Origin of the sequence: Streptomyces sp. NPDC052114, assembly GCF_040680155.1 — a bacterium.
GTDB lineage: Bacteria > Actinomycetota > Actinomycetes > Streptomycetales > Streptomycetaceae > Streptomyces.
On sequence record NZ_JBFAWC010000022.1, the window covers coordinates 86,709 to 110,568 of the forward strand.

21 protein-coding genes and 1 tRNA gene are annotated in these 23,860 nt (G+C 73.4%); 8 read left to right on the forward strand and 14 right to left on the reverse strand.

Annotation, left to right across the window (positions count from 1 at the left end; all coding sequences use genetic code 11):
* Positions 1-35: 35 nt before the first annotated feature.
* The 5 genes from AB0L89_RS35325 to AB0L89_RS35345 all read left to right on the forward strand — a co-directional run bounded on the left by AB0L89_RS35325 (position 36) and on the right by AB0L89_RS35345 (position 4,480).
* Positions 36-683: an ABC transporter permease gene (locus AB0L89_RS35325; RefSeq protein ID WP_365150751.1), complete on the forward strand. Its 648-nt coding sequence runs from the start codon at positions 36-38 to the stop codon at positions 681-683.
* Positions 676-1,971, forward strand: a complete 1,296-nt coding sequence (locus AB0L89_RS35330; RefSeq protein ID WP_365150638.1) for a betaine/proline/choline family ABC transporter ATP-binding protein — start codon at positions 676-678, stop codon at positions 1,969-1,971. Before AB0L89_RS35325 ends, AB0L89_RS35330 begins: the two co-directional genes overlap by 8 nt.
* Positions 1,968-2,831 (forward strand): ABC transporter permease, encoded by an 864-nt coding sequence (locus tag AB0L89_RS35335; protein ID WP_365150641.1) that lies wholly within the window; start codon positions 1,968-1,970, stop codon positions 2,829-2,831. Before AB0L89_RS35330 ends, AB0L89_RS35335 begins: the two co-directional genes overlap by 4 nt.
* The gene (locus tag AB0L89_RS35340; RefSeq protein ID WP_365150644.1) at positions 2,828-3,796 is read left to right on the forward strand and encodes a glycine betaine ABC transporter substrate-binding protein; all 969 of its coding nucleotides are present in this window, start codon (positions 2,828-2,830) and stop codon (positions 3,794-3,796) included. Before AB0L89_RS35335 ends, AB0L89_RS35340 begins: the two co-directional genes overlap by 4 nt.
* A gap of 81 nt (positions 3,797-3,877) precedes the next feature.
* Positions 3,878-4,480: a helix-turn-helix domain-containing protein gene (locus AB0L89_RS35345; protein ID WP_365150647.1), complete on the forward strand. Its 603-nt coding sequence runs from the start codon at positions 3,878-3,880 to the stop codon at positions 4,478-4,480.
* Positions 4,481-4,648: 168 nt separating this feature from the next.
* Here the strand turns inward: AB0L89_RS35345 and AB0L89_RS35350 are convergent, their stop codons facing one another.
* The 6 genes from AB0L89_RS35350 to AB0L89_RS35375 form a co-directional block, all read right to left on the reverse strand.
* A complete protein-coding gene (locus AB0L89_RS35350) occupies positions 4,649-5,449 on the reverse strand; it encodes a S16 family serine protease (protein WP_365150650.1) in 801 nt (266 codons plus the stop codon).
* A 37-nt stretch (positions 5,450-5,486) separates the two neighbouring features.
* Positions 5,487-6,128, reverse strand: coding sequence for a helix-turn-helix domain-containing protein (locus AB0L89_RS35355; RefSeq protein WP_055702359.1), 642 nt, complete (start codon positions 6,126-6,128; stop codon positions 5,487-5,489).
* 345 nt (positions 6,129-6,473) lie between these two features.
* On the reverse strand, positions 6,474-8,273 hold the full coding sequence (locus AB0L89_RS35360) for a DEAD/DEAH box helicase (protein ID WP_365150654.1): 1,800 nt from the start codon (positions 8,271-8,273) through the stop codon (positions 6,474-6,476).
* Between the two features lie 134 nt (positions 8,274-8,407).
* The gene (locus tag AB0L89_RS35365; protein ID WP_365150657.1) at positions 8,408-9,868 is read right to left on the reverse strand and encodes an MFS transporter; all 1,461 of its coding nucleotides are present in this window, start codon (positions 9,866-9,868) and stop codon (positions 8,408-8,410) included.
* A gap of 99 nt (positions 9,869-9,967) precedes the next feature.
* Positions 9,968-10,573 carry a DinB family protein gene (locus AB0L89_RS35370; RefSeq protein ID WP_365150660.1) on the reverse strand — a complete coding sequence of 202 codons (606 nt, stop codon included), beginning with the start codon at positions 10,571-10,573 and terminating at the stop codon, positions 9,968-9,970.
* Between the two features lie 89 nt (positions 10,574-10,662).
* Positions 10,663-11,331 (reverse strand): 1,4-alpha-glucan branching protein, encoded by a 669-nt coding sequence (locus AB0L89_RS35375; protein ID WP_365150663.1) that lies wholly within the window; start codon positions 11,329-11,331, stop codon positions 10,663-10,665.
* Positions 11,332-11,519: 188 nt separating this feature from the next.
* On the opposite strand from AB0L89_RS35375, the gene AB0L89_RS35380 reads away from it, so the two are divergent.
* Positions 11,520-11,591 (forward strand) — tRNA-Cys (locus AB0L89_RS35380).
* Positions 11,592-11,775: 184 nt separating this feature from the next.
* On the forward strand, positions 11,776-12,645 hold the full coding sequence (locus AB0L89_RS35385) for a hypothetical protein (RefSeq protein WP_365150666.1): 870 nt from the start codon (positions 11,776-11,778) through the stop codon (positions 12,643-12,645).
* 4 nt (positions 12,646-12,649) lie between these two features.
* On the opposite strand, the gene AB0L89_RS35390 is transcribed toward AB0L89_RS35385, so the two are convergent.
* From AB0L89_RS35390 to AB0L89_RS35420, 7 genes are all read right to left on the reverse strand, one after another.
* Complete coding sequence (locus AB0L89_RS35390; RefSeq protein ID WP_365150669.1) at positions 12,650-13,207, reverse strand: AAA family ATPase; 558 nt, start codon at positions 13,205-13,207, stop codon at positions 12,650-12,652.
* A gap of 42 nt (positions 13,208-13,249) precedes the next feature.
* Positions 13,250-15,547, reverse strand: a complete 2,298-nt coding sequence (locus AB0L89_RS35395) for a molybdopterin cofactor-binding domain-containing protein (protein ID WP_365150672.1) — start codon at positions 15,545-15,547, stop codon at positions 13,250-13,252.
* Complete coding sequence (locus AB0L89_RS35400; protein ID WP_365150675.1) at positions 15,544-17,562, reverse strand: 2Fe-2S iron-sulfur cluster-binding protein; 2,019 nt, start codon at positions 17,560-17,562, stop codon at positions 15,544-15,546. Before AB0L89_RS35400 ends, AB0L89_RS35395 begins: the two co-directional genes overlap by 4 nt.
* The gene (locus AB0L89_RS35405; protein WP_365150678.1) at positions 17,559-18,464 is read right to left on the reverse strand and encodes an FAD binding domain-containing protein; all 906 of its coding nucleotides are present in this window, start codon (positions 18,462-18,464) and stop codon (positions 17,559-17,561) included. Before AB0L89_RS35405 ends, AB0L89_RS35400 begins: the two co-directional genes overlap by 4 nt.
* A gap of 364 nt (positions 18,465-18,828) precedes the next feature.
* Positions 18,829-20,454 (reverse strand): beta-N-acetylhexosaminidase, encoded by a 1,626-nt coding sequence (locus AB0L89_RS35410; RefSeq protein ID WP_365150681.1) that lies wholly within the window; start codon positions 20,452-20,454, stop codon positions 18,829-18,831.
* 99 nt (positions 20,455-20,553) lie between these two features.
* Positions 20,554-20,853: a DUF3039 domain-containing protein gene (locus AB0L89_RS35415; protein ID WP_079036916.1), complete on the reverse strand. Its 300-nt coding sequence runs from the start codon at positions 20,851-20,853 to the stop codon at positions 20,554-20,556.
* A 15-nt stretch (positions 20,854-20,868) separates the two neighbouring features.
* Positions 20,869-22,050 carry an MFS transporter gene (locus AB0L89_RS35420; protein WP_365150684.1) on the reverse strand — a complete coding sequence of 394 codons (1,182 nt, stop codon included), beginning with the start codon at positions 22,048-22,050 and terminating at the stop codon, positions 20,869-20,871.
* 111 nt (positions 22,051-22,161) lie between these two features.
* Between AB0L89_RS35420 and AB0L89_RS35425 the strand changes: the two genes are divergently transcribed.
* On the forward strand, positions 22,162-23,073 hold the full coding sequence (locus AB0L89_RS35425; protein ID WP_365150687.1) for a LysR family transcriptional regulator: 912 nt from the start codon (positions 22,162-22,164) through the stop codon (positions 23,071-23,073).
* Here AB0L89_RS35425 and AB0L89_RS35430 read toward each other — a convergent pair.
* A complete protein-coding gene (locus AB0L89_RS35430; protein ID WP_365150690.1) occupies positions 23,046-23,681 on the reverse strand; it encodes a YqgE/AlgH family protein in 636 nt (211 codons plus the stop codon). The genes AB0L89_RS35425 and AB0L89_RS35430 overlap by 28 nt on opposite strands.
* Positions 23,682-23,860 lie beyond the last annotated feature (179 nt).

Genomic DNA, 23,860 nt, shown 5'->3' on the forward strand with positions numbered 1-23,860 from the left:
CTGAGACCCTTCGGAAAGACGAGGTGAGCACTTCAGTGAACTTCTGGGACTACCTCGGCAACCGTCACCAACAGTTGCTGACGGACGCGTACCAGCACGCCAGCGCCGTCTTCCAGTGCATGGTCGTCGCCACCGTCATCGGCGTCCTGATCGGCGTCCTCACGTACCGCAGCGAGTGGGCGGGCAATCTCGCCACGACCGCGACCTCCACCATCCTGACCGTCCCCTCGCTCGCCATGATCGGTCTGCTGATCCCGGTCGTGGGCCTGGGGGTGGCGCCGACCGTCATCGCGCTGACCCTGTACGGGCTGCTGCCGATCGTGCGCAACGCCATCGTCGGACTGCGGGGCGTGGACCCCTCGCTCGTCGACGCGGCGAAGGGCATCGGGATGTCCCGGCTCGCCCGGCTCTTCAAGGTGGAGCTGCCGATCGCCTGGCCGCCGATCCTCACCGGCATCCGCGTCTCCACGCAGATGCTGATGGGCATCGCGGCCATCGCCGCGTACGCGTCGGGGCCCGGCCTCGGCAACGAGATCTTCCGCGGCATCGGCTCGCTCGGCAGCAAGAACGCGCTCAACCAGGTGCTCGCGGGCACGCTCGGGATCATCGTCCTGGCGCTGCTCTTCGACGCCGCGTACGTCCTGATCGGCCGGCTGACGATTCCGAGGGGTATCCGTGTCTGAGACCACCGCCACCGACGCGAGCACGGACGAGGCCGCCGGGCGGGCCGCCGCAGGTTCGGCGACCACCTCCGGCGCGACGATCGAGCTGGAGAACCTCACCAAGCGCTATCCGGGCAGCGGCGACCCGGCCGTGGACAGCGTGAACATGGAGATCAAGGCGGGCGAGATCGTCATCTTCGTGGGCCCCTCGGGGTGCGGGAAGTCCACCACGCTGAAGATGATCAACCGGCTGATCGAGCCGACCAGCGGCCGCATCCGCATCAACGGCGAGGACGTCACCGACATCGACCCGGTGAAGCTGCGCCGCAAGGTCGGCTACGCGATCCAGTCCTCCGGCCTCTTCCCGCACATGACGGTCGCGCAGAACATCGCGCTCGTCCCGAAGATGGTGGGCTGGTCGAAGTCCCGCATCAAGTCGCGGGTCGAGGAGATGCTCGACCTGGTGGGGCTCGACCCGGGCGAGTTCCACGGCCGCTATCCGCGCCAGCTCTCCGGCGGCCAGCAGCAACGCGTGGGCGTGGCAAGGGCGTTGGCGGCCGACCCGCCGGTCCTGCTGATGGACGAGCCGTTCGGCGCCGTCGACCCCATCACCCGCGACCACCTCCAGGACGAGCTGATCCGGCTCCAGCACGAGCTGCACAAGACGATCGTCTTCGTCACGCACGACTTCGACGAGGCCATCAAGCTCGGCGACCGCATCGCGGTGCTCCGCGAGCGCTCGCACATCGCGCAGTTCGACACCCCCGAGGCGATCCTCACCAACCCCGCCGACGACTTCGTCTCGGGCTTCGTGGGCGCGGGCGCGGCGCTCAAGCGCCTGAACCTCACGCGCGTACGCGACGTGGAGATCGCCGACGTGCCGACGGTGACGATCGACGACCCGCTCCAGGACATCTTCGACAAGCTCCGCGCGGGCGGTACGAACGAACTGCTCCTGCTCGACAAGCGCGGGCGCCCCTACAAGTGGCTGCGGCGCGGCGACCTGATGCGCGCGAAGGGCTCACTGGCCCGCGCGGGCACCCTCGTCCACGACACGGTCACCCGGGACGCCACCCTGCGCGACGCCCTGGAGGCGGTCCTCACGGACAACGCGGGGCGGGTCGCGGTGACCGGGCGGCGCGGCGAGTACACGGGCGTCGTCGACATGGAGACGCTGATGAACTCCGTCCACGAGATGCTGGAGGCCGACCGCCTCGAAGCCGTCGAGCACCAGCACGAACTGGAGGAGCAGCGCGCCCGGTTGACCCACCAGGAGCAGGAGGGCGACGGCGGGGAGGCGAAGGCATGAGGCCGTCCCCGCGCGAGGACACGCGCCCCGAGGGCGAGCACGAGGTCAAGGGACTCGCCTTCCGCGACGTCGGCGAGGGCGAGCAGGAGGCCCCTCCCCCGGCCACGCCGGACCGCAAGGAGCGCCGGGTCACCTGGCAGCGGCTCACGTTCCTGCCGGCCGTGCTCGCGGTGATCCTGCTCCTGACGTGGTGGTGGTTCCACCAGGCCGACCTGGACTCGATCTCCAAGAACGCGCTGGCGAACGGCAACGTGTGGCTGCGCCTTCGCCAGCACATCCAGCTGACCGCGATCTCCACCTTCTTCGTGCTGATCATCGCGATCCCGCTGGGCATCCTGCTGACCCGCGGGCGGCTGCGCAGGGCCGCCCCGGTCGCGATGGCGCTGGCCAACATCGGCCAGGCGACGCCCGCGATCGGCCTGCTCGCGCTCCTGGTGATCTGGCTCGGCATCGGCGAGAAGGCGGCCCTGATCGGCATCATCATCTACGCCGTGCTGCCGGTCCTGTCCAACACGATCGCGGGCCTGAAGGCGAACGACCCGACCCTCCTGGAGGCGGCGCGCGGCATCGGCATGTCGCCGCTGGGGGTGCTGACGCGGGTCGAGCTCCCGCTGGCCGTACCGCTGATCCTCGCGGGCGTGCGCACGGCGCTCGTCCTGAACGTCGGCACGGCGACCCTCGCCACGTTCGGCGGGGGCGGCGGCCTCGGCGACCTGATCACCACGGGCATGACGAACCAGCGGATGCCCGTCCTCATGCTCGGTTCGATCCTGACGATCGCGCTCGCGCTCCTGGTGGACTGGCTGGCCTCGCTGGCCGAACTGGTCCTGCGCCCGCGCGGCCTGGAGGTGCGGTCATGAGGGTCTCGTTGCGCACGTCGGTCGTCGGCGTCCTGGGAGCCGCGCTGGTCGCCGGGTGCGGGCTCACCAGCGGCAGCCCGATGGTGGACGACGTCAAGCCCGGCTCGATCGGCCGGGGCCTGCCCCTCAAGGGCGCCGATCTCACCGTCACGTCCAAGGAGTTCACCGAACAGCTGATCCTCGGCGCGATCATGGGCATCGCCTTCGAGGCCGCCGGCGCGGACGTGCTCGACCGCACGGGCATCCAGGGGTCGATCGGCGCGCGGGAGGCAGTCAAGGGCGGTGACGCGGACGCCATGTACGAGTACACCGGCACCGCCTGGATCACGTACCAGGGCAACACCGAGCCCATCGACGACCCGCAGAAGCAGTGGCAGGCGGTGCGCGAGGCGGACCTGAAGAACGGCGTCACCTGGCTGCCGCCGGCCGCGCTCAACAACACGTACGCGCTGGCGATGAACGAGAAGAACGCGGCGAAGTACCGGACCAAGACGCTCTCGGACGTGGCGGCCCTGTCCAAGTCCGACCCGAAGGCGGTCACGCTCTGCGTGGAGAGCGAGTTCTCCTCCCGGGAGGACGGGCTGCCCGGCATGCAGAAGGCGTACGGGATGAGCATCCCGTCCTCCAACATCACCAAGATGGACACCGGCATCATCTACACGCAGGCGTCCAAGGGGTCGTGCACGTACGGCGAGGTCTTCACGACCGACGGCCGCATCAAGGCGATGGACCTGACGGTCATGGCGGACGACAAGCACTTCTTCCCCAACTACAACGCGGCCCCGGAGATCAACAGCAAGTCCCTGGAGAAGTACCCGGAGATGGCGGAGGTCCTGGACCCCATCACGAAGAAGCTGAACAACACGGTGGCGCAGGACCTCAACTCCAAGGTGGACGTGGAGGGCCAGGACCCGCACGAGGTGGCGAAGGACTGGCTGATCCAGGAGGGGTTCGTCAAGGAGTAGGCGAGCGGCGGCAGTCGGCCGCAAAGACTCCGTTGCAAAGAAACCGTTGCAACGGAGTCTTTGCATGGCTACGGTGAGGGCATGGAAGAGCCGCAGTCGCCCCGCAAGGTCCACAGCCTCAACCCCCGCTCGCTGCGCGGACTCGCGCATCCCCTGCGGATGCGCCTGCTCTCCTCGCTGCGGCTCGAAGGCCCGGCGACCGCCTCCCAACTCGCCGCGCGCCTGGGCGAGTCGAGCGGGGCGACCAGCTACCACCTGCGCCAGCTCGCGGAGTACGGCTTCGTCGAGGACGATCCGGAGCGCGGCAAGGGCCGGGAGCGGTGGTGGCGCTCCGCACACCAGGGGACCAGGACCGACGAGGACCTCATCCGCGACCGGGACCCGGAGGTGCAGGGCGCGCTCAGCACCCTCCTGTACGAGTACGCCGCGCAGCGCTCGCAGGAGGTGACCACCTGGATCGCCACACGGCACGAGTGGTCGCAGGAGTGGGACGAGGCCGCGGACACCAGCGACTTCACCCTGACGCTGACGCCCGCGCTCGCCGCCGAGCTGAGCCACCGGGTCGGCGAACTCATCGAGAGCTACCGCGCGCTGGCGCCGGACGCGGGAACGCCGGACGCGGCCCAGGTGCGCGTCCACTCCCACGTCTTCCCGACCCGGCCGACGAACGCCGACGACACCTGAGAGACGACCCCCGAGAGGAGCACGACATGCACCCCGACGTACACCTGATGCTGCATCACGACCGCGCCGAGGAATTACGGCAGGAGGCGCCCGTACGACTCCCCCGTGCTCAGCTGCGCACGCAACTCGGCTGGGTCCTCGTCGAGTTGGGACTGCGTCTCGTCGACGTCAGCAGCTCGGGACCTTCTCGCCCTTCTCCAGGGCCCGCAGCGAGTCGACCGTGCCCGACAGTGTCGTGACGGGAATCAGCTGCAGGCCCTCGGGCAGCTCCGCCCGCGCGTCCTTGCACTCCGCCTTCGGGACCAGGAAGACCGTCGCGCCGTCGCGCCGCGCGCCCTGCGTCTTCATGGACACACCGCCGACCGGGCCGACCTTGCCGTCGGCCTTGATCGTGCCGGTGCCCGCGATGGTGCGGCCGCCCGTGAGGTCGCCGCCGCTGCCGTTCCCGTCCAGCTTGTCGATGATCCCGAGCGAGAGGAACAGGCCCGCGCTCGGGCCGCCGATGTCGCCGAGGTCGGCCTTGACGTCCACCTTGTCGGTGCCGTCGACGCCGTTCTCCTTCAGATAGGCCAGCGCCGCCTTCGTGGCGTCGTCCTGCGACTTCCTCATGTCGCCGAGATTGTGCTTCTCGACTTCCTTCTCGTTGTCGCCGACCGGGTAGACGGAGTCCTTCGGCATCACCGCGCGGTCCGTGCGGAACCAGCCGTCGATCACGTCGCCCAGGTACACGTCCAGCTGCGGACCCGTCGCGACGATCGTCGTCATGCGCAGCTCACCGGTCGTGGGCCGGGTGGGCGCGCCGGAGATGGTGAGCACCGGCTTGCCGTCGTGGTCCCCGAGGACGTTCGTCGTGCCGCCGGGCTGGGCCACGGCGAACGGCAACGGCGCGAACCCCGCGACGGCGAGCAGGGTCACCACGGGGAGCGCGCAGACGGCGACGGCCTGGAGGCGCGTGAGACGAGAGAACACAGGATCAATCTAACGTGACTCGATCAGCGGCCTCGCCTCAGCGCAGGGCGTCCGCCACTTCCCGTGCCGCGTCGACCACCCTCGGCCCCACCCGCTCCGGTACCGAGTCCGCGAGCATGACCACGCCGACGCTGCCCTCTATGCCGGTGACGCCCACCAGGGGGGCCGCCGCCCCGCTGGCGCCGGCCTCCAGCTCGCCGTGGGTGAGCGCGTACCCGGGGTCGGTCACCAGGCCCTGGCGCGCCGCGAGGATGGCGCGGCCCGCGGCGCCGCGGTCCAGGGGGTGGCGGAAGCCGGTGCGGTAGGCGACGTGGTAGTCCGTCCACGTGGGCTCGACCACCGCCACCGCGAGGGCCTCCGTGCCGTCGACGAGGGTCAGGTGCGCCGTCGCGCCTATGTCCTCGGCGAGCGAGCGCAGCGCGGGCAGCGCGGCCTCCCGCACCAGCGGGTGCACCTGGCGGCCGAGCCGCAGCACACCGAGGCCCACGCGGGCCCGGCCGCCGAGGTCGCGGCGGACCAGGGCGTGCTGCTCCAGCGTGGCGAGCAGGCGGTAGACCACGGTGCGGTTCACGCCGAGCTTGTTGGACAGCTCGGTGACCGTGAGGCCATGGTCGGTGTCGGCCAGCAGCTTGAGGACGCGCAGTCCTCGGTCGAGCGTCTGGGAAGTCTCCGCGGTCACGACGCCCACTCCTTAGGTGAGGGTCGGCGGCCCCCCTACGCGGCGGTTGCGCCGCCGGTCCCGTGGGCGACGCGCGTCAGAGGCCGCCGGTCGGAACACCGGCTGCGCTCCGCGGCGGCGCTGCCACGGGGCGTGTGCGTTGCGGGGACAGTAGCGAGGCCGTCCCGCTCAGCGGAAGACTTCGTCCAGAATCCGGGCACGGCGACGCCCCTAGCGCCCCCCATTGCCCCGTTACGCGGCGGGCGCCCGTGTGGGGGCGTGCACGACCTTTGCACACCACCTCCGCACCCGGAACGCCCCGCTCACGCCGGAGGGAACCCCCTCACTTCGCCGGAAGGGACCCGCTCACTTCATCCGGGTCGCCCACTCCTGGACCTTCTCGATCCGCTGCCGCAGCTGTCCGGCCGTGGCCTCCGCGCTCGGCGGCCCGCCGCAGGTGCGCCGCAGCTCGGTGTGGATCACGCCGTGCGGCTTGCCGCTCTGATGGACGTACGCGCCGACCATCGTGTTCAGCTGCTTGCGCAGCCCGAGGAGCTCCTTGTGGGAGACGACCGGGCGCCGCTCGGCGGGCAGTTCGAGGAGATCGGCCTCCTCGTCGGGCTTCTTCTTGCTGTGGGCGATCTGCCGGGCCTGCCGCTTCTGGAGCAGCATCTGCACCTGGTCGGGTTCCAGGAGACCGGGGATGCCGAGGTAGTCCTGCTCCTCCTCGCTGCCCGGGTGCGCCTGCATGCCGAACTCGGCGCCGTCGAAGAGCACCCGGTCGAAGACCGCCTCGGACTCCAGCGCCTCGAAGGAGAACTGTTCCTGCTCGCCGGTGTCCTCGTCCTGCTGCTTGTTGGCCTCGTCCATCTCGGCCTCGGACTCGGCGTAGGGGTCCTCCTCCCCCTCCTTCTTCGGCTTGTCGAGCACGTGGTCGCGCTCGACCTCCATCTCGTTGGCGAAGCCGAGCAGGTCGGGGACGGTGGGCAGGAAGACGGACGCGGTCTCGCCGCGGCGCCGCGACCGCACGAAGCGCCCGACGGCCTGCGCGAAGAAGAGCGGCGTCGAGATGGTGGTGGCGTACACGCCGACCGCCAGGCGCGGCACGTCGACGCCCTCGGACACCATCCGGACCGCGACCATCCACCGGTCGGTGCCGCCGCTGAAGTCGTCGATGCGCTGGGAGGCGCCGGTGTCGTCGGAGAGGACGACGGTCGCCTTGGTCCCGGTGATCTCGCGGATCAGCTTGGCGTAGGCGCGCGCGGAGTCCTGGTCGGAGGCGATGACGAGGCCGCCCGCGTCGGGGATGGCCTTCCTGACCTCGGTGAGCCGCTTGTCGGCGGCCTTGAGGACGTTCGGCATCCACTCGCCGCGCGCGTCGAGGGCGGTGCGCCAGGCCTGCGAGACGGCGTCCTTGGTCATCGGCTCGCCGAGCCGGGCCGCGATCTCGTCGCCGGCCTTGGTGCGCCAGCGCATGTTGCCCGAGTACGAGAGGAAGATGACGGGCCGCACGACGCCGTCGCCGAGCGCGCTGCCATAGCCGTAGGTGTAGTCGGCGGAGGAGCGCCGGATGCCGTCGTTGCCCTCCTCGTAGGTGACGAAGGGGATCGGGTTGGTGTCGGACCGGAAGGGCGTGCCGGTGAGCGCGAGGCGGCGCGTGGCGGGCTCGAAGGCCTCCAGGCACGCCTCGCCCCAGGACTTGCTGTCCCCGGCGTGGTGGATCTCGTCGAGGATGACGAGGGTCTTGCGCTGCTCGGAGCGGTTGCGGTGCAGCATCGGGCGTACGCCGACACCGGCGTAGGTCACGGCGACGCCCTGGTACTCCTTGCTGAGGGGTCCCGCGCTGTACTCGGGGTCGAGCTTGATGCCTATACGGGCGGCCGCCTCGGCCCACTGCTTCTTCAGGTGCTCGGTCGGCGCGACCACGGTGACCTGCTGCACGACGTGGTGGTGCAGCAGCCACGAGGCGAGCGTGAGCGCGAAGGTCGTCTTGCCGGCGCCGGGGGTGGCGACGGCGAGGAAGTCTCGCGGCTGCTCCTGGATGTACTTCTCCATCGCGCCCTGCTGCCAGGCACGCAGCTTGTTGGCGGTGCCCCAGGGGGCACGGCCGGGGAAGGCGGGAGAGAGGTGGTGGGAGGAGGTGGCGGCGGCGCTGGTGGTAGTCACGGTCTCCGGGTTTTGACGTCTCGGGTACGTACGACAACCGGGCCACCTTACCGGTGACGGGTTGACGTACCGGTGAGATCGAGGCGGTGCCGGAGACGGGTGCGACGGGTCTCACATCCGCCCCGGGTGCCGCCTCAGCGCGTGCGTTCCTTGAGCCGCGTGCCCACCCAGGCCCCGGCAAGGGCGACCGCCGCCATGGGCAGGAAGACGGCGACGAAGGCCTCCGGATGGGAGCCCGCGGCCCCGCCCGCCCCGTGTGCCGCGCCCACCGTGCCGCCGCCCAGCGCGGCGAAGGCGGCGCCGCCCGCGGCGAGGAGCAGGACGTTCGAGAGTCCGTCCGAGATCTGCAGGGCGGCGGAGTTGGACCCCGCGTCCGCGGGCGGCGAGAGGCGCAGCAGCAGCACGCTCGTGGAGGCGATGACCAGGCCCATGCCGAAGCAGCCGAAGGCCCAGGCGACCGCGACGATCCACACGGGCACGGCCTCGACCAGGACGGTGGGCGCGGTGGCGATGGCCGCCGCGACGAGCACCATGCCGAGGGCCACGAGCCGGGAGCGGTGGGGCTCCATGCGGGGCCGCGACTGGACGTACGAGCCGAGCGCCCAGGTCGCGCCGCCCACGGCCAGCGAGAGCCCGGCCAGGGTGGGGCTCAGCCCCCGCTGGGTGACGAGCATCAGCGGCACGAAGGACTCGGCGGCGATGAACGACCCGGCGGCCACGCCGCGCAGCAGGACGACGGAGGGCAGCCCGCGGGCGGCGCGGTAGGTGCCGCGGGGCAGCAGGCCGAGGACGGCGGGCACCAGGAGCGCCGCGCCCGCCGCCGCGGGCAGCAGCGAGAACCAGCTCAGGTCCTGGCCCGCGTACTGCAGGAGCCCGGCGCCCAGCGAGATGCCGAGGGCGAGGCGGATGCGGCGCCGGTCGAAGGCCTCGGCGGGCGCGGTGGGGTCCACGGGGCCCGCGGCGGTCCGCCGGATCGCGGGCAGCGCGAGGGCGAGCGGCGCGACGACGAGGACCGGGATGCCGACGAACACCCAGCGCCAGCCGAGGTGTTCGGTGACGGTCCCGGAGAGCAGGGGACCCACCACCGAGGGCAGGACCCAGCTCGCCGCGAAGGCCGCGAGGATCGAGGCACGGAGGTGTTCGGGGTAGGCGCGGCTGACGACGACGTACAGCGCGACGATCACCAGGCCGCCGCCGAGGCCCTGCACGGCCCGCCCCAGGATGAACAGCCACATCGCCCCCGCGGTGCCGCTCAGCAGCAGCCCCGCCGCGAAGAGCGAGATCCCCGCGGCGAGCGGCCCGAGCGGACCGCGCCGGTCCGCCCACTGCCCGCTGAGCACCATGCCGAAGAGGCTGGTCGTGAAGTACCCGGAGAAGGCGAAGGCGTACAGCGAGACGCCGTCCAGCTCGCGGGCGGCGACGGGCATCGCGGTCCCGACGGCCGTCGACTCGAAGGCGATGAGCAGGACGACGGAGACGATGCCGATGCTGAGGGCGCGGTGGGGTTTGCTCAGGACTCCGCCCCGGGGAGCCTCGGGCGGCGCTGGCGGTGCGGCGGGAGTGACGTCGGTGTCACCGGGTTCCAGGGCGGTCATGTCGGCCAGCGTAAGGGGCATTCCGCGCGGTGACCCCTGTCCGGAGGCGGTGACCTTCTGGTCCCTTGGTCGTACGCCTCACGGGGCGCAGCCCCCCCTTCAGCCCATGCTGCGGCCGCCGTCCAGGGACTCCCTGATGATGTCGGCGTGGCCCGCGTGCTGGGCGGTCTCGCCGATGACGTGCAGCAGCGTCCGGCGGGCCGACCAGCGTCCGCCGGGCTCGGACCACGGGGCGTCCGGCAAGGGGTGGGTGACGTCGAGGTGCGGCAGGGCGCCGACCGCCTCGTCGGTGCGGCGGGCGGCCTCGGCGTAGGCGTCGAGCACGCCCGCCAGCGTCTCGCCGGGCAGCATCCGGAACTCGTCGGCCCGGCGGGCCCAGTCCTGCTCGGTCATGTCGGTCACGCCGCCGAGGGCGGCCGGGCCGAGCCGGATGAACTCCGTCCACACCCTCTCGACCGACGTGACGTGCTTGATCAGGCCGCCCAGGCACAGCTCGCTCACGGTGGTGCGCAGCCCGGCCTGCTCGTCGGTGAGGTCGCGGACGGTGTGGCGCAGCATGGTCCGGTGCCCGGCGAGCGCCGCCAGCAGATCGGCGCGCTCGCCGTCGGCGGCCTGCACGTCGACCTCTTCGGCCTCTTCGATCCCTGTGGCCTCTGTGGTCTCTGTGGCCTCTTCGGTCTCTTCGGTGGTCCTGGTCTCGGGCATGGTGTCCGCCTTCCCTTCGTGCCGCTCGGCCGGTGGAACACCACGCTAGAAGGCAACTAGGCCAGTTCTTGTCCTAGTTGGCCCCGTCGTCAGCCGTCCGCGCGCAGCACGGCGAACATTCCCCGGGTTCGGGTGCCGTCGGGCAGCCGCCATGCCCCGGCGACATGGCCGGCCGCGCCCGGCGGCGGTGCGGACGCACCGTCCGGAGCGGGACGCAGGACCCGCTGGAGGCGGAGGACCGCGCCCCGCGGCGCGGTCAGCTCGGTGCCCTCCTCGTCCTCGGTGACGGTGACGGCGTCGGCGGCGAGGACGGCGGAGGCGGGGTCCTCGCCGGTCCAGGAGACGGTGACGTCCTGGTCGACGGCGTCGGTGACGTTCTGGTCCTGGGCCCGCGTCCGCCCCTCGACGAGGGCGAGGAACCGGTCGACGAGGACGGGGTCGTGGCAGCCGTCGTAGGCCCAGCGGCGCCCCAGCACCCCGTGCTCCATGGTGCCGACGAGGGCGTGCTCCGCGCCGTCCAGCGGGGCGCCGCGGTAGGTCAGGGGCACGAGATAGGTGACCGGCGCGGCGCCGGAGGTGTCGGTGACCGCCATGACCTCGATGCCGACCTCGCCCGCCGGATCGTCCAGCCGGAATCCGCCGGCCTTCGCCAGCCGCGGCCGGTCCGCGCCGCCTCGGTACCAGGGGCGCGCGGGAAGCCAGGCGTCCAGCAGTTCCAGTTTGGTCGGCCTGAGGGTGGTCTGGTGGATGACGGCCATGCCGGAGATCTCTCCTCACCTGTGGATCCCGCTCGGCGGATCCTGTCCGATGCGTCGGGCCGGCGGCGCCGCTTCATGAACGCCGCATGGCAGTCCCATTGCACCACCCGGTGATCCCTTGAGCCCCCGGCCGGGGCCCCGATACGTTCGAGGAGTCAGGTCGGCGGTCGGTGAAACGGCGACGACTCGGCCGTGTGCCCGAATGGCTCAGGGGCTGGACTGCAAATCCAGTTACGCGGGTTCGATTCCCGCCACGGCCTCCGGTTACGGCGAGCAGGGGGCGGTCCTTCACGGGACCGCCCCCTGCTCGTCGTGACGCTCCCTCACTCCCCGCGCCGCTCCAACTTCCGTGCACGACTCGCCGGTTGGCCGGACCCTCGGGTCGTTCCGACGCCACAATGGCCTCGGGGCGGCGCGTGGGAACGGTGGGTGAGAGGTGGCCGGGTGGAGGCTGGGGACTACATCACAGCGGCGAACTCCGCCGTCGCCGGCGGCGCGGTCGCCATCGCGTGGTGGCAGGCCCGGGTGGCCAAGCAGGCGACCGACGCCCAGCTGGCGGCGCAGCGCGAGCAGCGGGACCTGGCCAGGGACGAGCGGGACAAGGCGGACTGCCCCCGGTTCATCGTCCAGGAGACCGACGTCCGCGAGAGCGAGGGCGACGCCCTCGAAGTGATCGCCGTCATCAAGCAGACCGCGGGCGCCGACCTGGACGAGGCGAAGGTCACCGTCCACCTCAACCACGAACCGGCACACGTCATCGGCGGCTCCGAGGACGGCACCCTCCTCTGGCTGCACACCGGGCCGACCGCGATGCGGCATCTGAGACTCCTGGCGCCGGCCGGGCTCAGCGGGCTGCTGGAGATCCGCGCCGACCTCGTGTGCCGCGAGGCTGGCGGCATACGGACGTGGACGTGCCGCGTGTTCGGCTACCCCCAGACCGAGTGGGAGCAGATCGTCCGGAACACGGCGTCCCCGGCCCTGCCGCCGCCTCCGCCGCTGACCGGGCCGCCCGGACCCGCCTCCCCCGACGGCTTGAGCACGGACGCCCCGGATGCCGGGGACTCCGGGGACGCCGAGGAACCCCGGGGCGCCCCGCACCCCCTGGCGGCGGCCGACCGCCGGAGCCAGGGTCTCCGGTTCATGCTGCACTGGCACACGACCCTGCCCCGCCCCGGCGGCGGCGCCCACCGGCCGCCGGTCCCCCAGGTCCTGTACCCGACCCTGGTCCACCCCGAGGACGCCGGTCTGCTGGCCGTGACCCCGGTCCTGACGCGCACGGCCGGCCGAAGCGTCCCGGAGGACGGCATCTGGTGACCGCTCAGGAGGGCGCGTCCACCCGCGCCTCCCCCAGCCGCTCCAAGATCGCGTCCACCGTCTGATCGACCGTCAACTCCGAGCTGTCCAGCCAGAGTCCGATGCGCGGGGTCTGCTCGCGCAGGGCCGTGTCCAGGTCCTCGACCGTCCACGCGCCGTACCCCGTCTTGCCGCGGCCCTCCTCGCGGGCGGCGACCGCGGCGGGGCGCGGGGCGAGGACGACGACGTACAGGGGGCGGGTGCGCAGGAGTTCCACGTACCCCTTCAACTCCTCGCCCAGGACGACGTCCTGGACGATCGCGGTGAACCCCGCCGCGGCGTAGGCGTCGGCGGTCGACGCCGAAAGGCCGTACCGCAAACGGAGTTGGGCCTCGGCCTCGCCGCCCGCCCCCGGCTCGTACGGCACCGCGCCCGAGACGACCATGCGGCGGAACACGTCGCCCCGCACATGCGCGGCCTTCGGCAGCCGCTCGGCCAGCGCCTGCGCGACCGTGGACTTCCCGGACGCCATGATGCCGGTGATGACGACGACACCGGCGGGATCAGAGGTACCTGTGGTCATGACCTCATCGTGCCAGCGCCGCCGTCCCGGGCGCTCCTGGATTTACTGGGCCACCGCGGCCTGCGGGCGGATCGGGAGGCGGTTGACCGGGCGGCCCGTCGCCGCGCGGACCGCCGAGGCGACGGCCGCCGGGGACGTCACGACCGGGACCGCGCTGGCCGCCTTCGCGCCGAACGGCGCGACGACGTCCCGCTCCTCGACCAGCTTCACGATGCGGATGTCGGGGGTGTCCAGGGCGGTGGGCAGGGCGTAGCCCGTGAGGTCCGGGTGGCGGACCAGGCCGCGCGGCGTGCGGAGGTTCTCCGTGAGGGCCGCGCCCACGCCCTGCGTGACGCCCGCCTCGATGCGGGCCTTCAGCTGGGCGGGGTTGAGGATGCGGCCGACGTCCTGGGCGACGGCCAGCTCGACGACCCGGACCGAACCGATCTCGATGTCGACGTCGACCACCGCGCGGATCGCGCAGAACGCCATGCCCACGAACGCGTCGCCCTGACCGGCCTCGTCGAGCGGCTCGGTCGGGTGCGGGCGGCACTGCGCCGTGGCCCACAGCTCCTTGCCGTCCATCGCCTCGGTGACGGTCGTGGAGAGGACCCCGTCGTACGAGGTGATCTTGCCGTCGGTGATCTGGAGCAGCTCGGTGGACATGCCGAACTTGTGGGCCAGCGGCTGGAGCAGCTGGGTGCGGACCATCTTCGCCGCGCGCTCCACCGCGCCGCCCGACACCCAGGTGTGCCGGCCCCGGCAGCTCGGTCCCGCGGGCGGCTGGTCGGTGTCGACCGGCGCGACCCGCACGTCGTCGATGCCGAGCGTCTCCTGGACGATCTGGCGGGCCAGGGTGGTGAAGCCCTGACCGGTCTCGACGGCCGCGCAGATCACCGTCGCCGCGCCGTCCTGGACCCGCACCGTGGCCGTGGAGACCTCGTCCGTGCCCTCGGCGCCCAGGAGCTGCACCATGCCGAGGCCGTAGCCGACACCACGGCGCACCGCGGCGGGCTCCCCCGCGCCCTCGGGACCGCCGGGCAGCAGCCAGTCCTCCTCGGGCGTGTCCTTGGGCAGTTCGGGCAGCGGGAAGTCCCGTACGGCGGCGAGGAGTTCGGCCACCGGGGCGGGGCACGTCACGGTCTGGCCGGTGGGCAGGATGTCGCCCGTCGCCATGGCGTTGCGCAGCCGCACCTCGGCCGGGTCGATCCCCAGCTTCTTGGCGATCTTGTCCATCTGGGCCTCGTACGCGGCGCACACCTGCATGGCGCCCTCGCCCCGGACGTGCCCGGAGGGCGGGTTGTTCGTGCGCACCGCCCAGCCCTCGATGAAGGCGTTCGGCACGACGTACGGACCGCAGGCGAAGGAGACGGCCGCGGCGAGCGCCTCCGAGGAGGTGTCCGCGTACGCGCCCGCGTCCAGCAGGATCTGCGCCTCCACCTTGACCAGGCGGCCCTCGGCGTCCGCGTGGTGGCGGTAGCGGAGCAGCGTGGGGTGGCGGTGGGCGTGGCCGAGGAAGGACTCCTCGCGGGTCGCGGTGAGCTTGACCGGGCAGCCGGTCCGCAGCGCCAGGAGGCCGAGCGGGAGCTGGAAGCTCGCGTCCTCGCGGTCGGCGCTCGCACCGGGCACGCCCGTGACGACGACCTTGACCTGGTCCCGCGACAGGCCGTAGCAGGCGGCGGCGCGGTCGCGGTCGGCGTGCGGGTCGGTGGAGGCGGTGTACAGCTCGACCCCGCCGTCCGGGCGGGGCACGGCGAGGCCGGCCTCCGCGCCGATCGGCGCCGGGTCCTGGCGGCCGATGCGGTACAGGCCCTCGACGACGAGCTCGCCCGCCGCCTCCGGGTCGCCGTGCCGCAGCGGGATGTGCCGGATCAGGTTGCCGTCGGGGTGCAGCGGTTCGGCCTCGAAGGTCTTCTCGGGGTCGGTGACCGGTTCGAGCACCTCGTACTCGACGATGACGGCGGCGGCCGCCATGCGCGCGGTGTCGGGGTGGTCGGCGGCGACCGCGGCGATGGGCTCGCCGTGGTGGCGTACGACGTCGGAGGCGAAGACCGGCCGGTCCGGCGCCCCCCGGCCGTGCAGCACCTCGCCCGGGACGTCCTGGTGGGTGACGACCGCGCGGACGCCCGGCATCTCCAGCGCGTGGGTGGTGTCGATCGACACGATGCGCGCGTGCGCGTGCGGGGAGCGCAGCACCGCCGCCCACAGCAGGCCCTCGGCCCACAGGTCGGAGGCGTACGGGAAGGTGCCCTCGGTCTTGGCGCGGCACTCGGCCGACGGCAGCGAGGAGCCGATGCCGTGCGGCAGTTGCTCGGGGCCCTGCGGGTCGGACGCGGTCGCGGTGGTGGCCTCGCTGCTCACGCCTGGCCTCCGTCCTGGCCGTAGGGGCCCTGCGGTCCTTCGGGTGCGTCGTATCCGCCGCCGTGTCCCGCGTCGTACGTACCGTCGTGCGCGTGCTGGTGGACGCCCCCGGCGCCCGGTCCCGCCTGGTGCGGGATGCGCGCCTCGTCGGCGCGGCCGTCCTGCGCCGCGGGCTCGGCGGAGGCGGACGCCTCGCGCTCGGCCACGACCTCGCGCACGGCGTCGAGCACCCCGCGGTAGCCGGAGCAGCGGCAGAGGTTGCCGCACAGGGCGCGGCGGGTCTCCAGGTCGCTGGGGGCGGGGTTGCCCTCCAGGAGGTCGTGCACGGTCATGGCCATGCCGGGCACGCAGAAGCCGCACTGCACCGCGCCGCACGCGGCGAGCGCGCGCTGCACGTCGGAGGGCTGCCCGTCGACGGCCAGGCCCTCGACGGTGCGGATCTCGCTGCCCGCGGTGGTGGCCGCGGGAACCAGGCAGGAGGCGACGAGACGGCCGTCCACCTGGACGTTGCACGCCCCGCACTCGCCCTGCGAGCAGCCGTCCTTGGCCCCGGCGAGGCCGAGGCGCTCGCGCAGGACGTAGAGCAGGGACTCGCCGATCCAGGCGTCGGTGACGGGACGGTCGGTGCCGTTGACGCTCAGGACGTAGGAGACGAGGGGGTGGTCGTCGTGGAGGGGAGCGGGCCCGGTGGCCGCGAGGGCCTCCGCCGGGTCGGGCTCGCCCGGGTCACCGGTCTCTTCGGCCTCGCCGGGTTCAGCGGACACGCCGGGCTCGGGGGCCTCGGCGAGGTCGGTGGGCCCGGGGGTCTCGACGGCGTGCGGGGCGACCGCCTCGACGGCCACCTCGACGGCCGCTTCGGCGACCGCTTCTGCGGCCACGGGCGCGTCGTCCGCCTCGTCCGCCTCGTCCGGCGCGTCCGGCGCGTCCGGCGCCTCCACGGACTCGGGGACCTCGACGAGCTCCGCGACGGACTCGACGTGCTCGGCGTGCTCGACGTGTTGGCCCGGTTCGGCGGACTCGACGGGCTCCGCCACCGTGTCCGCCTCGTGCACCACCGGCTCCGGGGCCTCATGGGCCCGCGGGACCTCATGCGCCACCGGCGCCTCAAGGGCCTGCGGGGCCGCGTGCGCCTCCGGCGCCTCCCCGGCGGACTCCGCCACCGGCTCCTCGACGGCCTCGACGCCCGGGGCGCCTTCGACGCCCTCGGCGGCAGGCCGCTCCTCGACCGGCCGTTCCTCGGACGGCGACGGCACCGTGATCGCCCGCAGCAGCGTGGTCTGTTCGAAGCGGCTCTCCGGACGCTCCTCCACGGGGGCGGGGGCCGCCGGGCTCTCGGGATAGGTCTCCCGCGCGTGCGTCACGTCCTCTTCCGGGGCCTGTACGCCCCAGGGCGCGCCCGCGCCCGCCTCGGTCGCCCAGGGCGCGGGCGCGCCACCGGGCAGCGTCGCGGGCGGCGTACGCCCCCACTGCACGGCGAGCGACGACGCCGTGAACTCGCCCGACTCGTCCGGAAGATCGCCGTCGGCCACCGGGATCGACCACTGCCCGGTCACGTCGGACGACGGCGCCGCGCCCCCGTGCCCGTGAGCGTGACCGTGCCCCTGGCCGTACTCCTGCCCGTACGCCTGTTCCGCGGCCTCGGCCTCGGCGAAGCTCCACTGGCCGGTCGCCCGCGGGTCGTACTCCTGGCTCTCGGCCGGCCGGTGCGCCACGGGGTGCGCCGGCGCGGCGTCCGGGTCGGGCCAGCGCACCGCGCGCCCGCCGTCCGCCGACCCCGTCACCTCGGGCGGCATGACCCACGCGCCCGTGGCGGCGGGGTCGGTGGCGTCGGCGGTGGTCGGGGTGACCGTTATCTGCGGCGGCACATAGCCGTGGCCGGGCGCGGCGAGCGGGGTGTCCAGCATGCCTTCGGGGAGCTGCACGAACGCCGTGGCGTCCGAGTCGTACTCGCCCTGCGGGTGCGGCTGCCAGCCACCGCCGTTGGCCGTGCTCTCATCGTGCCGGTCGTCGCTCACGACAGCGCCCTCCCCAGTGCTCGTCGGGCCAGCGCGGCGACGGTGCGCCGCAGGTGCAGTACGGCGGGCGGCAGCGGCTGTTCGGTGCCGTCGGCCGCCGGGGGCTGCTCGGGGATGCACGCGGCGGCGACGTACTCGCCGAACGCGTGCACCGCCTCCGGCACCAGGCTGCCCCGCTCGCCGTCCCAGTCGATCAGCGAGGCCACCCACTCCTCGGCCTCCAGGGGCCGCAGCGGCATCGGCGCGATGGCGCCGACCGCGCAGCGCACCCCGCGCCGCGCGGGGTCGAGGACCAGCGCGACGGAGGCGACGGCCCGGCCGGGGCCGGTGCGCCCGGTCGCCTTGAGGAAGACCTGGGGGGCGTGCAGGAGCGGCACGCGCACGAAGCCGATGAGCTCGCCGGGGCGGAGCATCTCCATGCCCGCGAGCAGGTGCGAGACGGGGACCTCGCGCCGGGCGCCGCCGGGTCCCGCGACGATCAGGACGGCTTCCAGGGCGGCGAGGACGGGCAGCGCGTCGCCGGTGGGCGCGGCCGAGGCGATGTTGCCGCCGAGGGTGCCCGCGTTGCGGATCTGGGGCGGTCCCGCGGCGCGCGCGGCGGCGGCCAGGGCGGGGATCAGCGCGGCGAAGTCGGGGCGGCCCATGCGGGCGTGGGTGAGACCGGCGCCGAGCAGCGCGTGGCCGTCCTGGTACTGCCAGCCGCGGATCTCGCTGATGCGGCCGAGGCCGACGAGGGCGGCGGGGCGCAGCTGTCCCGAGTTGACCGAGGCCATCAGGTCCGTGCCGCCGGCGACGGGCACGGCGGCGGGCATGGCGGCGAGTGCCGCCACTGCCTCGTCGAGCGTGGCGGGCAGCTTCACCGACTGCGGTGCCTGTGCCGCCCGCGGTGCGTGCGTGGTCAAACCGGCTGCCCCTTCCCGATGCCCGGCCGCGTACCTCGCGTACGACGCGTACGTGAGGTGCTCGCCGTTCGCGACGTGTCACCGTTACGCCTGTTCCGCCGTACGGTACGTGCTCACAACCCGGACGTGGCAACTCTGGCACATCTTCCCCTGGCCCCGACGCGGGGGTCCGCTAGGAGGCATTCGTCCGCAGACCAGGGGGATGTGCCGTTTTCGCACGCGCTCACCGGTCGGCGGGAATTGCCCCTCTACGGTGATGCCCGGGCGGCTTCCGCCGACCGGTGCCCCGCGCACTCCTTCGCGCCGCTTCCGGCGGCCCGCACTCCCGGCGCGGGCCGCCGGAAGCGCGCTCCGGCCGGTCACCTCACACGTTCGGGGGCGGCCCCTCGATCGGGCGTCCGAGCACGCCCGGCCGCTGGTGGCGGGGCAGCGGGCCGCTCGGCGGACGGTAGTCGACGCCGAGGGCGTCAAGTCGCGCGTAGTGCCCGGTCATTCGCCGCTCGAAGTCCGCGAAGTCCCGCTCGGCCGGGGCGGGCAGCTCGCGCCAGGCCACCTCGCAGAAGGCGGCGAGCCGCGGGAACACCTGGTAGTCGACGCGGTCCTGGTTCTCCATCACCTCGGTCCAGACGTTGGCCTGGGTGCCGATCACGTGCGCGGCCTCCGCCCCGGTGAGCTCCGCGGGAACGGGCTCGAAGCGGTACACGTCCTCCAGGGTGCGGACGTAGGCGATGGGCATCGGCTCGTCGGGGCCGCCGTCCTCGCGGAAGTTCAAGTACACCTGCTGCTCGGGGCACATGACGACGTCGTGGCCGGATTTGGCCGCGTCGATGCCGCCCTGGTAGCCGCGCCACGAGGAGACGGTGGCGCCCTCGGCGAGGCCGCCCTCCAGGATCTCGTCCCAGCCGATGAGCCGCCGCCCGCGCGCGGTCAGCCAGGTGTCGAAGTGCTTGATGAACCAGCTCTGGAGCCCGTCCTCGTCGCCGACACCGAGTTCCTTGATGCGGGCCTGGGCGGTCGGCGAGGCCTTCCACTGGTCCTTGGGACACTCGTCGCCGCCGACGTGGATGAAGGTGGACGGGAAGAGGTCGAGGACCTCCTCGAAGACCCCTTCGTAGAAACGGAGGACGTCCTCGGTGGGCGCGAGGACGTTCGGGCTGACCCCCCAGCTGTCCCAGACCGTCATCGCCTCGGTGTCGACGACGTCGCTGTTGCCGAGGTACGGGTAGGCGGTGATGGCGGCCTGCGAGTGGCCGGGGATGTCGATCTCCGGGACGACGGTGATGTGCAGGGAGTCCGCGTACGCGACGATCTCCCGGATGTCGTCCTGCGTGTAGTAGCCGCCGTGCGGGTGCTCCAGCCAGAGCGGCGAGGCGCGGTGGCCCCACTTGGTGCGGGCCCGCCAGGAGCCGACCTCGGTGAGCCTGGGGTGGCGCTTGATCTCCACGCGCCAGCCCTGGTCGTCGGTGATGTGGAAGTGGAAGACGTTGAGCTTGTGCGCGGCGAGCAGGTCGAGGTAGCGCAGGACCCCCTCCTTCGGCATGAAGTGCCGCGACACGTCGAGCATCATGCCGCGCCAGCCGAAGCGCGGCGCGTCCTCGACGACGCCCGCCTGGACGGGGTGCTCGGCGCCGGGCCGCAGCGGGGCGCGGCGGAAGGCCTCGGGACCGAGCAGCTGACGGAACGTCTGGGCGCCCCAGAAGACGCCGGCGGGCGCGCCGCCGCGGATCTCGACGCGGTCGCCGTCGACGGTGAGGCGGTACGCCTCAGGGTCCAGGGAGCCGTCGACGCGCAGGGCGACGGAGCCGGCCGCGCCCTCGGCGGCGGGGGCGAGCGGCAGACCGAGCGCGGCACCGAGCGTGGCGCGCAGCCAGCGGGCGGTGGACTCGGTGCCGGGGCCCGCCCACAGGGTGGTCGACGGGCCGGTGACGAAGGAGGAACCAGACAGGGCCTCGGCGCGTGCGGGCGCCGGGATGAGGTGCTCAAAGGTCATGAAAACAGAGGCTGTCACGCGATTGCGCAACGCAAAAGGGGCGTTGCGGCAGGCGCAACGCCCCTCGGGCGAAGAGGTCTCACAAGAGGGCGAAAGGGACTACTTCTTGCCGCCCTTGCCGCCGTCCTTGTCCTTGTCGCCGCCGGCGCCCATGGACTCGTAGATCTCCTTGCACATGGGACAGACGGGGTACTTCTTCGGGTCGCGGCCGGGGACCCACACCTTGCCGCAGAGCGCGACGACGGGCGTGCCGTCGAGCGCGCTCGCCATGATCTTGTCCTTCTGGACGTAGTGCGCGTAGCGCTCGTGGTCGCCGTCACCGTGCGACACCTGCGGCGTCGGCTCTACGAGGGTCCCCGTACCTGCCCCGCGCTCGGGCTCGGGCTCAAGAGTGCTCATAACGGCCAAGGGTACTCACGCCCGGCGCGTCCCGGCAGCGGCCGTGTCGGGGAGCGCGCCCCCGGCACCTCCTCGTCGCGTCGCCACCAGGTGGAGCACCAGCCCCAGGGCCGCCACCGCCGCCGCGGCCCACGGCAGGTCGCGCGGCGCGAGCCCCGCCGCGAGGGCCGCTCCGGCCACGCCCGAACCGACCGCACTGCCCAGATAGAGCGCGGAGTTGTTGAGCGCGAGGGCGACCGTGCCGCGCTCGGCGCGCAGGGCGAGCAGGCGGTGCTGCTGGGGGACCTGGAACGCCCAGCCCGCGGCGCCCCAGACGACGAGCGCGGGGAAGGCGGCGGCGCCGAGCAGCGGCAGGGCCCCCTCGGCGACGATCACGGCCACGAGCAGCCCGGTGACGATCGTGACGACCTTGCCCGTACGGTCCACGAGCGGACCCGCGAGGACGCTGCCGAGCACCCCGCCGACGCCCCAGGCCCAGAGGTACGGCGCGACGTCGCCCTCCCCCACGCCGCCCGCGGACTCCAGGACGGGCGCGAGGTAGGTGTAGAGGCCGAGGCTCGCGACGGCCGCGAGGAAGGAGACCCCGACGACGGGCACGACGCCCCGGTCGGTGAGCGCGCCGAGCCGGGCCCGCACCGGCACCGGCGGATCGGCGGGCACCGCGGGCAGCCACACCGCGAGCCCCACGAGCGCGAGGGCCCCGAGCGCGGTCACGCCCCACATCGTGGCGCGCCACCCCGCGCCCTCGGCGAGCAGCACGCCCAGCGGCACCCCGAGCACCGTCCCCGAACTCATCCCGCCCATCACCAGGGCGAGCGCCCGGCCGCGCCGCTCCCCCGGCACCAGGGCGGCGGCCGCCGCGGTGGACAGCGCGGAGTAGACCCCGGCCCCGACGCCCGCGACGGCGCGGGCGAGCAGCAGCACCGCGAGCCCCGGCGCGAGGGCGGTCAGGGCGTTGCCCAGCGTGAAGACGCCGAGCGCGGCGACGATGAGCGTGCGGGGGCGCACGCCCGACGCCATCCCCGCGACGAGCGGCGCGCTCACCGCGTACGCGAGGGTGAAGACGGTGACCATCTGTCCCGCGAGCGAGACGGTGGTCCCCAGGTCGTCCGCGACGACCGGCAGCAATCCGGCCATCACATAGGCATCGAGCCCCAGCGTGAAGGCCCCCAGCATCAACAGCCACACCTTGCGCACAGCGTTCCACTCCCTCGTCTCTCGCTCCGCCGTGCCCGGCGGAGCAAGAAACGTAGGCAGCCTCCGGATTGCCGGGGAAATGCCCGCGGAGTGCACTTATGCTGGGGCGGCATGGATCACGTGAGGGATGAGGGACCGGCGGTCCCCGACGGCGTCGAGCTGCGGCACCTGCGGGGATTCCTCGCCGTCGCCGACGAGTTGAGCTTCACGCACGCCGCCGACCGGCTCCGGATCGGCCAGCCCGCGCTGACCCGCACCGTGCGCGCCCTGGAGAAGAGCCTCGGGACCAGGCTGCTGGAGCGGACCACCCGCCGCGTCGAGCTCACCGACGCCGGGCGCCGCCTGCGCGACGACCTCGCCCCGCTCCTCACGCGCGTCGACGCCACCCTGCGCACCGCGGCGGGCACCGAACCGCCCCTGCTCCGGCTCGGCTTCACCTCGGTCCTGCCCGAGGTCTGCGTCCCGCTCACCACCGCCTTCAAGGCGGCCACCGGCGCGGGCGTCCGCCTGGTCCGGCGCGACGCGCCGCTCGCGGGCCTGGCCACGGGCGCCTGCGACGTCGCGGTCGTCCGGGGCGACCTCCCGCCCGGCGCCGCGGTGCACGCCCGGCCGCTCCCGCGCGAGCCCCGCGTCGCGGTCGTCGCCCGCGGCGCGGCGGAGCTGGCGGGACGGCGCGTGGTCGACTGGGCGGAGCTGGCGGACCTGCCCCTGGTGGTGAACACCGTCACCGGCACGACCCGCCCCGAGCTGTGGCCCGCGGCGCGGCGCCCGCGCCTGGCCTGCACCGCCGACAACGTCGACGAATGGCTGGAGGCCGTCGCGGCCGGCCATGGGGTGGGCGTGGCCCCCGAACCGGTGGCCCGCCGGCACTCCCACCCGTCCCTGCGCCGCGTACGCCTGAAGAACGCGCCGTCCGTCGCCGTCCACCTGGCCGTACCGGCCAGGGACGCGCACCCGCTGGCCGAGCGCTATCTCGCCCTCGCCGACCGGTCGGGTCAGTTCATCGACGGGTCGTCCGGGTAGGTCGCCACCATCGCGAGCTCGCTGCGCTGGCGCCGGAGCACCGCGCGCCACAGCCGCTCCGGATCCGGCGACGAGACGTCACCCGGCTCGGACTCGACCACGTACCAGGCACCTTCGGCCAGTTCGGTCTCCAGCTGGCCCGGACCCCAGCCCGAGTACCCGGCGAAGATCCGCAGCGAGCCGAGCGCCGGGGCGAGCCGCTCCGGCGGGGCCTCCAGGTCGACGAGGCCGATCGCGCCGTGCACCCGGCGGAATCCGGTCGGATCGCCCCGGCCGGAGCGGAGCCGGGGCCCGGGGCCGGGATCGCCCGCGCCGGTGCGGCGCCGGGCGGGGGGCGGGGCCTCCTCGCCGGGGATCACCGCGACCCCGAGCGCCGAGTCCAGCGAGACGGGACCGCCCTGGAAGACGACGCCCGGCGCACCGGCCAGCTCTCCCCAGCCCTCCAGGATGTCGCCGACGCCCACCGGGGTCGGGCGGTTCAGGACCACGCCGAGCGAGCCCTCCTCGTCGTGGTCGAGGAGCAGCACGACCGCGCGGTCGAAGTTCGGGTCCGCCAGGGCCGGTGTGGCCACGAGCAGCCGCCCTGTGAGCGAGGACACCTCGGTCATGGACCACATGATCCCGCATCTTTGCCCTGAGCGGGGAGGTAATGGCCGTATGTGAGCCGATGCAGTTCAGGGCGGGTGAACGCGCCCCGTGCGCCCCGCCGGGCCAGTGACCCGGAGTGTCCGGTTCCGCACGGTTCGTGTTGTGGCGAACTCATGACGTGTTCTGCGCGGCCTTGGCC

What these genes read in the sequence shown, in the direction of transcription:
- AB0L89_RS35340 (WP_365150644.1), top strand. Translation starts at nt 2,828, where the DNA reads ATGAGGGTCTCGTTGCGCACGTCGGTCGTCGGCGTCCTGGGAGCCGCG.
- AB0L89_RS35415 (WP_079036916.1), bottom strand. Translation starts at nt 20,853, where the DNA reads ATGAGCACTCTTGAGCCCGAGCCCGAGCGCGGGGCAGGTACGGGGACC.
- AB0L89_RS35370 (WP_365150660.1), bottom strand. Translation starts at nt 10,573, where the DNA reads ATGCCCGAGACCAGGACCACCGAAGAGACCGAAGAGGCCACAGAGACC.
- AB0L89_RS35365 (WP_365150657.1), bottom strand. Translation starts at nt 9,868, where the DNA reads ATGACCGCCCTGGAACCCGGTGACACCGACGTCACTCCCGCCGCACCG.
- AB0L89_RS35335 (WP_365150641.1), top strand. Translation starts at nt 1,968, where the DNA reads ATGAGGCCGTCCCCGCGCGAGGACACGCGCCCCGAGGGCGAGCACGAG.
- AB0L89_RS35390 (WP_365150669.1), bottom strand. Translation starts at nt 13,207, where the DNA reads ATGACCACAGGTACCTCTGATCCCGCCGGTGTCGTCGTCATCACCGGC.
- AB0L89_RS35410 (WP_365150681.1), bottom strand. Translation starts at nt 20,454, where the DNA reads ATGACCTTTGAGCACCTCATCCCGGCGCCCGCACGCGCCGAGGCCCTG.
- AB0L89_RS35345 (WP_365150647.1), top strand. Translation starts at nt 3,878, where the DNA reads ATGGAAGAGCCGCAGTCGCCCCGCAAGGTCCACAGCCTCAACCCCCGC.
- AB0L89_RS35375 (WP_365150663.1), bottom strand. Translation starts at nt 11,331, where the DNA reads ATGGCCGTCATCCACCAGACCACCCTCAGGCCGACCAAACTGGAACTG.
- AB0L89_RS35425 (WP_365150687.1), top strand. Translation starts at nt 22,162, where the DNA reads ATGGATCACGTGAGGGATGAGGGACCGGCGGTCCCCGACGGCGTCGAG.
- AB0L89_RS35430 (WP_365150690.1), bottom strand. Translation starts at nt 23,681, where the DNA reads ATGACCGAGGTGTCCTCGCTCACAGGGCGGCTGCTCGTGGCCACACCG.